At 62.5% G+C, this 13653-nt stretch carries 3 protein-coding genes (1 of these 3 only partly in view); all 3 read left to right on the plus strand.

What is annotated here, in order from left to right; genetic code table 11:
• Tightly spaced (each overlapping or abutting the next), the 3 genes in view from FMN63_RS06340 to FMN63_RS06350 form a layout consistent with a single transcriptional unit that may run on beyond the window.
• Entirely contained in the window at nucleotides 1-1650 is a 1650-nt protein-coding gene (locus tag FMN63_RS06340) for an ATP-binding cassette domain-containing protein (RefSeq protein ID WP_148583119.1), read from the plus strand.
• Complete coding sequence (gene fabD / locus FMN63_RS06345) at nucleotides 1647-4004, plus strand: ACP S-malonyltransferase (protein ID WP_148583120.1); 2358 nt, start codon at nucleotides 1647-1649, stop codon at nucleotides 4002-4004. The genes FMN63_RS06340 and fabD overlap by 4 nt, the downstream gene beginning before the upstream one ends.
• Nucleotides 3994-13653: the 5' portion of an SDR family NAD(P)-dependent oxidoreductase gene (locus FMN63_RS06350; RefSeq protein ID WP_148583121.1), read on the plus strand. It continues 11190 nt past the right edge of the window; the window shows 9660 of its 20850 coding nt (coding positions 1-9660); it begins with the start codon at nucleotides 3994-3996; its stop codon lies off the right edge, out of view. Before fabD ends, FMN63_RS06350 begins: the two co-directional genes overlap by 11 nt.

Below are 13653 nucleotides of genomic sequence, written 5' to 3' on the forward strand. Positions count from 1 at the left end.
ATGGCCCTTATCGACTTCCTGAAGAGCGCGGACCCGCAGCAACTGCGCCGGATGTGGCTGCTGACCCTTGTGGCAGGTTGTGCCAATGCGGCGTTGATCGTGGTCGTCACCAACGTTGCGGCAACAGTCGCCGGGGCGGGCAGCCCGGGCCCGCTTTCATGGGCGGCATTTTTAGGGGCCTTTGGCATCTACTACCTTGCCAACCAGTTTGCCCTCATCCGCTCCATGACAATCATCGAGGATCTGCTCAACCGGATCCGGCTGGATATCGCGGACAAGCTGCGCAAATCGGAACTTCTGGTCGTCGACAAGCTGGACCGGGGACGGCTCTACAATCTGGTGGCCAAGGAAACCAACCATCTGTCGGTCACCTTTCCGTTGATCGTCGACGCCGTTCAGCAAATCACTCTGCTTCTGGTCGCTCTTCTCTACCTGCTTTACCTGTCTCCGGCTGCGTTTGTCGTCTTTCTGGCGACCGTTGGTGCCGGTGTGATGGGCTACAAGATCATTGACGGCCGCTACCGTGAAATTCTGCGCCTCGTCGAGCGTATGCAGGCAAAGATGCTCGATGCCATCCTCGACATCATTCATGGCAGCAAGGAACTGCGCATGAACGCGCAGCGCAGTGAAGCCGTCGCCGCAGCCTACCGGAAAAAGTCGATGATTCTGGAGCGCCTTCTGGTGCGGTCGGTCGAGCACTGGGTGTCCCTGATCATGCTGGGCAGCGTGACGATGTTCGCCATGCTCGGTGTCGTCGCCTTCGCCTTTCCCGACTACGTCGCGGGTCACAAGGCGACCATTTTCCAACTGGTTCCCGTGCTCCTGTTCTGCATGGGAACGCTTGGCAAGACGGTTGCCCAGTCGCCCATGTTCATGCGGGCGGAGGTCGGGCTTCAGTCCATCCTGGCGATCGACCGGGAATTGTCGGAAGGCTCTTCCACGACGCCGGACGACGCCCGCAATTATGCCCGTTCCTACGTCGATTTCTCGACCCTCTCGTTCAATGCCATCCGCTTCAGCTACAACGCCAGGGACCCGGAAGCCTATGTTGTCGGACCGCTCAACCTGTCGGTCCATCGCGGCGAGGTGATTTTTCTTGTCGGCGGCAACGGCAGCGGCAAATCAACCGCTCTCCGGATGATGACTGGCCTCTTTCCGGTCCAGTCAGGCTGGATCGGTGTCGACGAGGCGCCGGTCACCGGCAAACTGGTTGCCGGATACCGGGAGCTGATTTCATCTGTCTTCGTCGACTTTCACCTGTTTGACCGGCTCTACGGGCTGGAGCACATCGATCCCGTCCGGGTGAACCGGCTGATTGCCGAAGTGGGACTGGCCGACAAGGTGAGTTTCGCGGACGGGCATTTCGACCGGATCCACCTGTCGACCGGCCAGCGCAAGCGCCTCGCACTCGTTGCTGCCCTGCTCGAAGACCGTCCCATCTGTGTTTTTGATGAATGGTCGGCCGAACAGGACGTCCATTTCCGTGACTACTTTTACAACGTGCTCATTCCCAGGCTCCGGGACGAAGGCAAAACGGTCATTGCGACCACCCATGACGAAAAGTACTGGAAAGTTGCCGACCGAGTGGTCAAGCTGGATCTGGGGAAAATCGAGTGGGTGAAAAGCGGGGCCGAGTTGGAGGCGGAATGAAGGTCTGCATGTTCCCCGGGCAAGGCGCTCAACGTCTTGGAATGGGCCTTGGCATGTTCACCCGGTTCAAGGATCAGGTCGAACAGGCGCATGATATCCTCGGCTACAGCATTGCCGGGCTGTGTCAGGACGGGCCGATCGAAAAACTCAGCCAAACGCAATACACCCAGCCCGCGCTCTACGTCGTCAACAGCCTTCAGTACCTTAGCCATCTCGAAGAGGCCGGGGCCAAACCCGACTATCTGCTTGGTCACAGCGTGTCGGAATATGTCGCCCTGTTCGCCGCCGGCGTCCTGGACTTTGCCGACGGACTGCGGTTGGTCGCCAGGCGGGGGGCCCTGATGTCGCGGGCCGAGGGGGGCGCCATGGCGGCTGTCCTGGGGCTGGAGGCGGGGGCCGTCGAAGAGTTGCTGCGCGGTGAGGGCATCACCGACATTTTCCCGGCCAACTTCAACACGCCCAAACAGATCGTGGTGTCCGGCCGCCGTCAGGCGGTTGTCGACGCCGAGGCGCTTTTCCTGAAGGCCGGGGCTTCACACTACAAGGTGCTGCCCGTCAGTGGGGCCTTCCATACACCCTTCATGGAGGACGCCCGGTCGCAATTTGCCGAATTTGTTGCAACGGTCGCCTTTGCTCCGCAGCAGGTTCCGGTCATTTCAAACGTCACCGCCCGGCCTCACGTGAACGCGGATATTCGCGCGCGCATGATCGAGCAGATTACCGCGCCCGTTCGTTGGAGCGAGAGCCTGCGCTATTTGCTGGCGAAAGGTGTTGCCTTTGCCGACACGGTCGAGATCGGGCCCGAAGGCCCCCCGGTTGTTCGGCCGATGTTCAAGAGAACGGAGCTGGAAGCCGGTCCGCTCGGCGAAGCCGATCTTGCCGCCGATCTGCCCCCCGCTACTCAAGTCTCGCCCGTTGAGCCTGACGAGCCCTCCGCGGAATGCCACGAGCAGGCGCCGGTCAAGCTAAACGGTGCGCGGCACGACTTTGGCCGGGTAACGATGGAAACGATCGGCTCGCGCTCCTTCTGCGACGTGTTCGGTGTGCGATATCCTTATGTGAGCGGGGCGATGTATCGCGGCATAGCGTCCAGCGACATCGTGATCCGCATGGCAAAGGCCGGTTTGCTCGGGTTCTTCGGGGCCGCGGGACTGCCGCCCGAAGAGATTAAGGCAGAAATCCGGAAGATCCGGTCGTCCATCCCCGCCGGTGCCGCCTTCGGCGTCAACTTCATCGCTCATCTCAACCGGCCGCATCTGGAAGACGTTTTGACCGATGTCCTCCTTGAGGAAGGTGTCAGGATCGTCGAAGCCTCGGCGTTCATGGAGGTTACCCAGGCTCTCGTTCGCTATCGGGCGAAGGGATTGCGACGGGAGAACGGAAAGATCCGGTCGGAAAACAAGGTCATCGCCAAGGTTTCACGCCCGGATGTCGCTGCACAGTTCCTTGCGCCGGCTCCGCGGCCGGCGGTTGAAAAGCTGCTCCAGAACGGATCCATAACGCACGAAGAAGCGGAGCTTCTGCGGCAGGTGCCGGTGGCGGACGCGATCTGTGTCGAGGCGGATTCCGGAGGTCACACGGATCAGGGCATGCCTTTTGCGCTGATCCCTCCGATCCTGAAACTCCGGGACGCGGCGGAGCGGGAATTCGGCTTGTTCGGCCCTCTGTTCGTCGGGGCTGCGGGAGGCGTTGGCACGCCCGAGGCGGCGGCCGCCGTCCTGATTCTGGGTGCGGATTTCATCCTGACCGGCTCGATCAACCAGTGCACGGTCGAAGCGGGCACGAGTGATGCGGTCAAGGACATGCTCGAAGGCATCAATGTCTATGACACCGCCTATGCCCCTTCTGGTGAGATGTTCGAGCTTGGTTCCAAGATCCAGGTTCTGAAGAAAGGCGTGTTCTTTCCGGCCCGCGCGGAGAAGCTTGTCGCTCTTTACCGTCAATATGACGGGCTCGATGCGATCGATTCCAAGCTGCGCAAGCAGATCGAGGAACGCTATTTCGGCCGCAGCTTCGATGCGGTCTTTGACGAAGTCACGCAGTCCTATCCCGAGGCCGAGATCGAACGCGCCCTGCGCATGCCCAAGCACCGCATGGCCCTCGTCTTCAGGCGCTACTACCGGGACACGACCGACTGGGCCCTGAAGGGAGACACGGCGCACAAGGTGGATTTTCAGGTGCATTGCGGGCCAGCACAGGGAGCCTTCAACCAATGGGTCGAGGGGACGGAACTGCAGTCCTGGCGCAAACGCCATGTCGATACCATCGGCCTGCGCCTGCTTGACGAAACGGCGGAACTGCTGAACCGCCGGCTTTCGGTCCTCATGGGGTGGGGGGCAGGCCATGGCGACTGACGGTACTCGGGAACCGGTTGCAATCATCGGCGTCGGGATGCGCTTGCCGGGCGCCGACAGGCTGGATGATTTCTGGCAGCATCTTGCCGCCGAACGCTGCCTGATATCGGAAGTGCCGACAGAGCGCTGGGATGCGAAAGATCTCATGGGCGATCCGGCAAGGGGCAACAAGACAAACAGCATCTGGGGGGGCTTCATCGAAAAGGCAGATTGTTTCGATGCCGCCTTTTTCGGAATCTCGCCACGCGAAGCCGCCTGGATGGACCCGCAGCAGCGGTTCGCCCTGGAGATGGCCTGGCACGCGATCGAGAATGCCGGCTACCGGGCCTCGGATCTCGCCGGAAGCCGCACCGGCGTCTATATGGGTGTCTGCCACTGGGACTATGCGGAATTGCTGGAAAAACATCTGGCAAATGTCGATGCCTATACGCCGACCGGCATCGCCTTTTCGATCATCGCCAACCGGGTTTCCCACTTCTTCGATTTTCAGGGCCCGAGCATCACCAACGATACGGCCTGCGCAGCGTCGATGACATCGGTCTACGAAGCGGTCCGCGCGCTGCAGGACGGGACCTGCGACCTTGCGCTTGCCGGAGGTGTGAACCTCATCTGGTCACCGAACCATTTCGTTGCCTTTTCCAAGGCCGGCATGTTGTCCAAAGAGGGGCGCAGCAAGGCTTTTGACGACGCAGCGGACGGGTACGTCCGGGGCGAAGGAGGAGCGATCCTGCTCCTGAAACCCTTGTCGAAAGCGCTGGCTGACCGGGATCCCATCCATGCTGTCATTCGCGGCATCGGCATCAATCACGGCGGGCGGACCAATTCGCTGACCGTGACAAATCCGGCGGCCCAGGCGGCGCTGATCAGGCAGGTGCACCACGAGGCGGGCGCCAGTCCGGAGACAATCGATTATGTCGAGGCGCATGGTCCGGGAACGCCGCTCGGCGATCCAATTGAAATCTCCGGCCTCAAACAGGCTTTCTCGGCACTGGCCGATGAAAACAACGTGGTCCTTGACCCAGAGACCTGCGGCATCGGCTCGGTGAAAACCAACATCGGCCACCTTGAAGGCGCTGCCGGTGTCGCCGGTATTGTCAAGGTGCTGGCCGCTCTCAGACATGAACGTATGCCGGCGAACTTCGGCTTCAAAGAGACCAATCGACTGATAGACCTCTCCGGTTCACCTTTCCGGATCCAGAAGGAAACGACAGACTGGCCGCGGCGCGAAGCGCACCCGAGACGCGCCTGTGTCAGTTCCTTCGGCTTCGGTGGCAGCAACGCGCATGTGCTGCTGGAAGAAGCTCCACTCCGCGTGGTCACCTCGAAGCCTGCCAAAGTCCCCCTTGTTGCCGTTCCCCTGTCTGCCGCAAGTGCCGGACAACTGTCGCAATATGCGGTCGAACTCCTCCGTTTCCTGGAGCAATGCGATCCGGATACCATCTCGGCGGCCGATATTGCCCGCACGTTTCAGGTGGCAAGAGAACCCATGGAGGCGCGATGCGTCTTCCTGGCCGATGATCTCGCAGGGCTGACCGATCTCCTGCGTCGGTATCTGATCGGGGCGGAGACCGAGGGCTGCGTCCTGCCCGCGGAGATGGCCGGGTCCGAAGATACAAAGGCAGGAGGCCCTGTTGATCTGGCTCGGCGCTGGGCGGCGGGGGAGCCTGTCGATTGGCCCGGCGCAGATGCGAAACAGCCGGGCGACCGCATCCATGCACCGGTCTATCCGTTCGAGCGGCAACGGCACTGGATGGATCTGTCGTTGGGGGCAAAGGACCTTGAGCCCGCGCCCCATCCGCTTCTGCACAGGAACACGTCCGGTTTCGACCGGAGCAGTTTCGAAACACGGCTGACTGGCGATGAATTCGCGCTGGCCGATCATCATGTCGACGGCCGGAAGGTGCTGCCCGGCGTCGCTTGCCTTGAAATGGCACGCGCGGCAGCCGACCTTGCCGGTGGCCTGCAAGCGCCCGCCTTCGCCATCGGCAATGTCGTCTGGTCCAGGCCGATTCTGGTCGGGGATCGGCAGGCGGTCACCGTGGAAACGGCGTTGGAGCGCGGCGAAAGCGGCGAGATCCGGTTCACGATCGGGACAACGGGAGATCGTTTCGAGGAAAGTGATGACCGGAAGGCGCTGGTGCCCAATGCCAGCGGGATACTCCAGCCCCTGACGCTTTCCAGACCGGAACAGGCAGACCTTGAGGCACTGAAAAGCCGGAGCACCGGCACGCTGGAGCCGCAGATCTGCTACGACTGGCTGCGCGCCAGCGGTGTCGATCACGGGCCGGCTTTCAGGGCACTTTCCAAGGTGATGCGCCTGGGCGGCGGCGAAGTGCTTGCGCAGATCAAGTTGCCACGTCGGCTGCTGCCCTCCCTTGAACTCATGCCGCTGCACCCCGTTCTCCTGGACGCAGCCATCCAGGCGTGGGTTGCGACCGGCAGTGAAGCTCCGGCAGGAGCGGCCGTGCCTTTCGCCTGCGGGAACATCGAAGTCCACGGGCAGTGCGAAACCCAAATGTGGGCCCATGTGCGCCTGAAGTCGGGCCAGGCTGCGAACGCGCCGGTTCGCAAGCTCGATATTGATCTCCTCGACAAGAACGGGGAGCGGCGGATCGTGATCAGGGATCTTGCGCTCCGGGTGCTGAAACATGCGGCGACAGATCAGGGGGCGGGCGAGACGACTGGACCGCTGGTGATCGCGGACCTGCGCTGGCAGGCAACCCCGCTGCAGCTCCGACAGAAAAAGGGCGAGGCCAGGGTTCGTGTGCTTACGGCCTGTTCGCAAGCCGATACCGAGGCATTGGCGGAGAAGGTGGATTGGCAGGTCGAGACACTGCCCGATGTGTCGGATCTTGAAGACGCCAAGGCAGCCGAAACGCTCTTTGGTTTCCTGCACAAGCTCGTCAGGGAAGCTCTGGAACAGCGTCCGCTGCTGCCCGTCAATTTTCTGGTGCTGACCGAAGGCACTCTTCCGGCGACTGTAACCGCACCCCTTGCCGTTCTTTTGAAGACCGCTGCGATCGAGAACCCCAAAATTTCCGGTCGGGTGGTCTCTGTCGAGGGGGCAACCACACCGGATCGCCTCCGCGCCATCGTGTCCGCAGAGATCGATGCCGACGACAGTCTTGTCCAGCTGCGATACGATGCCGGGGGCATACGGCGGACCTGGGGGCCGGTCCTTGAGGCGGCCGGGTCTGCGAGACAAAAGTTTGCCATCGATCCGGACGGTGTCTACTGGGTCACTGGTGGTCTGGGCGGGCTCGGGCGCCTCTTTGCCGAATGGCTGGTTTCCAAGGGCGCGCGGAAACTGGTGCTTACCGGCCGGCGCAAGAGAACCGACCGAGACACCAAGGCATGGATGAAGGAGCTGGGGGAGACCGGCGCCCAGGTGGTCTATCGGCCCTGTGACCTTGCGAAGACCGCCGATGCTGAGACGCTTGCAGAAAAGATCCAGAAAGAACTCGGACCACTGAAAGGCATCATCCATGCCGCGGGCGTTCTGGATGACGGCTATATCCTGACCCAGGACCCGAAACGCGCGGCTGGCGTTTTTGCACCCAAGGTCGCCGGAACCGTCAATCTGGATCTGGCGACAAAGGACGCCCCGCTGGACTTCCTGGTTTTCTGTTCGTCGATTGCTTCCGTCTTCGGAACTGCCGGGCAGGCTGTCTATTCCGGCGCCAATGCCTTCCTGGATGCCTTTGCCGAGGAGCGGGCTGCCGAGGTCACCGCGGGCAATCGGCAGGGACGGACAGTTGCCGTTGCCTGGCCGCTATGGGCCGAAGGAGGCATGTCTGCCGATGCAGCGACAATCGAAAGTCTGCGTCGCCGTCTTGGGCTGACGCCGCTGCCAAGCGACGCGGGACTTGCCGCGCTCGAGGCAATACTTTCGAGGAAGGGCGCGCCCTGTTGCACTGTGCTTCACGGCGACCTGGAAAGGATCGGGGAGGTCTTGCTGGAGGTCGGGCAGACCAGCGCGGCAAAAACAAACCAGGCGCAGCCAAGCCCTGCGCCGTCGGCGTCTGCCTCAGCCTCTGTCTCTGGCACCACCTCCGGGACGGCGGGCCTCGACGATGCGGCGCTGCTGTCGAAGACCATCGACCATGTCCGTGCAATCCTCGCAGATGTGCTGGAAATGGATGCCGCTCGCATACGTGCAAACCGGAAGCTTGAGGAGTACGGCCTCGATTCCATCGCGATTGTCGAGAGCACCAACCGACTGGAAGAGACGCTCGGGCCCCTGTCGAAGACGCTCTTTTTTGAATATGTCGATCTGGAAGGTGTCGCGGGGCATCTGGTGTCCGAGCATGGCGACGCGCTGAGGGCGCTGTTCGCCGAGGAGCACCCCTCAGAACCTGAACAGGCCGAGACGAGGCAAATGGCGGCCGGGTCCAGCCGGTCTGCCGCTGATGTCCGTTCGTCTGCACCGGTGAGCGATATGCAGGAGGTCCGGTCCCCCGCGGTTGAAATGGACGCGCGGCACGACATCGCGATCGTCGGCCTGTCGCTGCATGTGTCCAATGCCGGCACGCAGGACGCGTTCTGGAAGATGCTGTCAGAGGGCGTTCACGGCTTCGAGCCGGTGCCCGCCGAGCGCTGGAACAACGGCGCACTTCATCACCCTGAAAGGGATGTCCTGGGCAAGACGGTGGTCAGGACCGGGGCCTTCCTTCCCGATATCGACAAGTTCGACCCGCGCTATTTCCGTATCTCCCAGGCCGAAGCGGAGCTTATGTCGCCGGAGGTTCGTCTGGTTCTTCAGGCAAGCGTCGAAGCCTTCGAGGATGCGGGTTATTCCAGGGAAACGATGGCGCGGCGCTACGGCGGCGATGTCGCCGTGATCGTCGGTTCCATGACCAACGAATATGACCTTTACGGCTTCCAGAACATGCTGATGCGCGGGGCGCTGGCAAGCGGAAGCTACACGGGCACGGTGCCCAACATGGTGTCGTATTACTATGGCTTCACGGGGCCATCCTATTTCCTGGACACCATGTGTTCGGCCTCCTCGACCTGCGTGCATGAAGCGGTGCATATGCTGCGGGCCGGGCGATGCAAGATGGCGCTTGCCGGCGGGGTCAGCCTGTTGCTGCACCCGCAGAAGCTAATCGCCACGTCCCAGGAGCATTTCACGTCCAAATCCGCAGACGTCATTCGCGGCTACGGCCTCGGCGCGGAGGGCACGATCCTGGGCGAAGGCGTCGGAGCGCTGGTGCTGAAACCGCTTGCCGATGCCGAACGCGACGGAGACCATATTTACGGGGTCATCAAGGGCTCGGGGATCAGCAACGCCGGGGTGCGCAACGGGTTTACCGTGCCCAATCCAAACCAGCAGGCCGTTGCCATCGAGCGTGCCCTGGAAGACGCGGACATCACTCCGCAAACCATCGGCTATGTCGAGGGCCACGGTTCCGGAACGGCGCTGGGAGACCCGATCGAGGTCAAGGCGCTGACCCAGGTCTTCCGGAAATACACCGACGCGGTCGAGATCTGCCCGATAGGGACGGTGAAAAGCAACGTCGCCCATCTGCTCGGCGCGTCCGGGTTGGCCGGCATCGTCAAGGTGCTGGCACAGCTCAAGCATGGGCAGCTTGCGTCCTCGCTACATGCTGAAACGCTCAACCCGGACATCCCGTTCAAGACCTCGCCTTTCTACGTTCAGCGCGAACTTTCGCCCTGGAAGCGGCTGACGGATGAAACGGGAGCGGAGCTACCGCGCAGGGCCGGAGTGACCTCCATCGGCGCCGGTGGCATGAATTCCCATATCATCATCGAGGAACACCGGTCCGCCGAACCGGAGACCCTGCCGGTACAGCCCGAACTTCTGACCTTCTCCGCGATGACGCCGGACCGGCTGAGGTCGGTGCTTGCGGCCTTCAGGGCTTTCCTGCACGGCCAGCCGCAGGCACGCCTCGCCGACGTCGCCTATACGCTTCAGGTCGGCAAGAACGAACTGACGTCGCGCCTGACGCTGGTCGCTCGGGACAGGGAAGAGGTTTTGTCGGCGCTTGATGCCTTCCTTGTGGATGGCAGTGTGTCGACCGGCATGGTCTATGTCCCCTCCATTCTGGATGTTGATCCGCCGCAGGACAGAGAGGCGTTGAAGGCCGACTGTGCCGCCCGTCGGCTCGAGCGTGTCGGGGAGGCCTGGTGCCATGGCGCGGATATCGACTGGGATAGCCTCAACGAAGGACGCGACCTGCGCCGCGTTGCCCTGCCGGCCTATCCGTTCGAAAAGATCCGCTGCTGGTACCAGGAAGAGCCGGATGCTCCGTCCGTCGTCAATCCGATCGGGGCCCGCTCGAAGATCCATCCCTTCATCGGCCTCAACTGCTCGGACGTGACGGGCCTGCGATACAGGACCGCGATCCATCTGAAGGAATTGCGCGACTATATCTATCTGGATGGCGGGCGCGAAACTATCCTGCCGATCGTTGCCGTCGACATCGCCTCTGCCGCCGCACGGATTGCAGAGGTTGTCGACAGCCCCAGTGTGAGCGGCTTGCGCCTGAAGACCAACCCGGTCTGGACTGAGGTTGGCGAACTTGAAATCGAAGTGCACCCGGACCCGGCAGGCACGCGCCATGTCATCACCATCGCCTGCGTTCTGGTCAGCGGAAAGCGCCTGGATTGGCTCCAGGCCTGTGTTTGCGACGCCAAGTTTGCCGATGGGTCGTCCGTCGACCTTGATGCCTTGCGCGCAGCGGCGTCCGAGAGGCTCGACCAGGCGGCGGTCTATGCGCAATTCAAGGAACGGCGCCTCGCCTTCGGTCCTTATCTGGAGAGCGTTCAGCAACTCTGGCGTCTGCCGGACGCAGCCTTGCTGTGCGACCTGTGCGAAGACCTGCCGCAGCAGGATTTCTTCAAGAAGAATACCTCGTGCCCGGCGCCCGTCCTGGGGGCCGTCTACCAGTGTCTGCTCCTTGTTGATGAGAGCCAGGCCGGACTGCTCCATGCAATAGACGCCGCCTCGTTCACGGGCGGAGACGTTCGTCATCTGCTGTGCCTTCCGGAAGGGGCTGGCTCCTACAGCGTCCAGTTGCTTGATCGGACGGGCACTGTTCTGGGGCTCCTTTCCGGCCTTGCGATGACCAGCGGAACAGCGCCTGCCCGGACCGCGGTAGAAGCACGGGAGACCGAGGCCACTCAACCTGCGCATGCCCGGCTTCGGCTTCAGGACGAATTGAGGGAAAAGGCCGCGGCGATCCTGAAGTTCGAGGCGTCAGATCTCGGGGCCCGGGAAGCCTTCCATGACCTCGGCTTCGATTCCATCTCGCTGACGCGCTATGCCAACGAAATCAGTGCCGCCTATGGCATTGATCTGTCACCGGCGATCTTCTTCGAATGCGAGCATATCGAGGCGCTGGCGGAGCACCTTGTGAACCGGTACACAGTGAAATCGTCCGACCCGCAAAAAGAGGCGGTGCCGGTTTCCGCAATGGCGGCGCGGTCCCCGCAAGACGTGGTGACGTCCGGAAAGACAGCGGTATTCCGAACCTCAACAGAGCAAAAGGGCAAAGCGAAGGGCTCCGTCGACCGGATCGCCATCATCGGCATGGCAGGCCGGTTCCCCAGGAGCCCGGATGTCGAAACCTTCTTCGATCATCTGCTGGCCGGACGGGATCTCACCGGCGACCTGCCGCTGGATCGGTATTCCCCGGTTTACGCCGACCGTCTTCGCAGCGCCGGTTTCGCCCTGAGGGGTGGCTTCCTGGAGGATATTGACCGGTTCGATGCCGCCTTCTTCAAAGTCTCGCCGGTCGAGGCTGAAAGGATGGATCCGCAGCAGCGGCTGCTCCTGGAAACGGCTTGGCGGACGTTCGAGGGTGCCGGTTACGCACCGGAGGAGTTGCCGCGCGACACGGGTGTCTTCATCGGCATCACGTCTCTTGATTACGCGGAGCTATGGCGTGCCGAAGGCTTGGCGACGGATGGGTATGTCGCCACCGGCAACTCGCTGGCGATGGCCGCGAACCGCCTCTCGCATCAGTTCAACCTGAATGGCCCGAGCCAGGCAATCGACACGGCCTGTTCAAGTTCGCTCATCGCGATGCTGCGCGCCCGCGATGCGCTCCTGTCGGGTAAATGCTCGATGGCGCTCGTCGGCGGGGTGAACCTTTGCCTCTCGCTGGAAAGCTTCGAGGGGCCGCACCAAGCCGGAATGTTGTCGCCGACAGGCCGTTGTCATGCCTTCGGCAAGGCTGCGGACGGGTATGCACGAGGCGAAGGTGTTGCGACGCTGCTGATGAAGCGGCTGGACCAAGCCGAGCGCGACGGGGACGAGATCCTCGGCGTGATCGCAGGGGGCGCTGAAAACCACGGCGGCCGGTCGGGGGCGCTGACGGCTCCGAACGTCAAGGCGCAGGCCCGCCTGGTCGTGGAGGCGATGACCGGGATCGATCCGGAAACCGTGAGTTATATCGAAGCGCATGGCACGGGAACGGAGCTCGGCGATCCGATCGAGGTCAATGGACTTCGCCGGGCCTATACGGAGATGCTGGGACAAGGCACATCCACCGGACAGACGATCAGCCTGGGCACAGTCAAGTCCAATGCGGGTCATCTGGAGGCGGCTGCCGGCATGGCGGGGGTCGTCAAGGTGCTGATGGCGATGCGGCGGGGGGAGCTGCCGCCGACGCTGGAGAGCGAGCCGCTCAATCCGCATGTCGAGCTTGAAGGCAGTCCGTTCCGCATCCTGACAGCCCGGACGCCTTGGCCAGCGGACGCTCACGGAACACCGAGGCGGGCTGGCGTCAGCAGTTTCGGCTTCGGTGGAGCCAATGCCCATGTTGTCCTGGAAAGCTACGACAAGCCGTCGGGCGCTGTCAGGAAGCCGCTTGCACCCCGGCGGTTTGCCGAGGACCGTTTCTGGTTGCCAGGCGTGCAGCCAAAGCCCGCAGAGCGGGACTGCATGCTCTTCGCCTCGGATTGGGTCGCCGCCGAAGCAAAGGGGGAACCATTTCCGGGCCGGCGTATCGTTGTCGCCTGCGGCGTGATTGTCGGGGAAACCGCAAGCGCCGAGACGGTTCATCCGGTTTTGTCAGGTGAGCGGTTTGCGGGAAAATACGAGAGGTCTGCCCGGCAGCTTCTCGATCTGGTTCGACGCGAAATGGCGTTGCCGGGGCACGATCGGGTTCTCATTCAACTCGCTGTTCCTGCCAAAGGGGATGGCAACCTCTATGCGGGGCTGGGTGGCCTGCTTCAGACCGCTTCCCAGGAAGACCCCCGGATCAGGACGCAGGTCGTCGAAATTCCTGAAGAGGCTGACCCTGCGCAGGTGGCTGGTTGGTTGGCGCAGGAGAGCATTGCTGATGGAGGCAGCCATGTCCGCTATGTCGACGGGCAGAGAAACGTCCGCGTCTGGAAGGAACTCACCAAGAAACCCTCCGCACCACTCTGGCGCGACCACGGCGTCTACCTGATCGCCGGCGGCATGGGCGGTCTCGGGCGGATCCTTGCGGAGCACATCGCAGGCACGGTCAGGAGCGCCGTGCTGGTCCTGACGGGGACCAGACCGCTTGACGTCGAGCGCTCGGCCTTTCTTGGTGTGTTGCGTGAACTAGGCGCAGTCACCGCTTACCGGCAGGTAGACCTTGGCGACCCCGAAGCGGTCAAGGCCGCTGTCGATCACATCGTCGAAGTGCACGGA

Origin of the sequence: Stappia sp. BW2 (genome assembly GCF_008107695.1) — a bacterium.
In the GTDB taxonomy this organism is placed as follows: Bacteria; Pseudomonadota; Alphaproteobacteria; order Rhizobiales; family Stappiaceae; genus Roseibium.

Coding starts and splice junctions, on each gene's coding strand:
- fabD (WP_148583120.1), top strand. CDS start 1,647: ATGAAGGTCTGCATGTTCCCCGGGCAAGGCGCTCAACGTCTTGGAATG.
- FMN63_RS06340 (WP_148583119.1), top strand. CDS start 1: ATGGCCCTTATCGACTTCCTGAAGAGCGCGGACCCGCAGCAACTGCGC.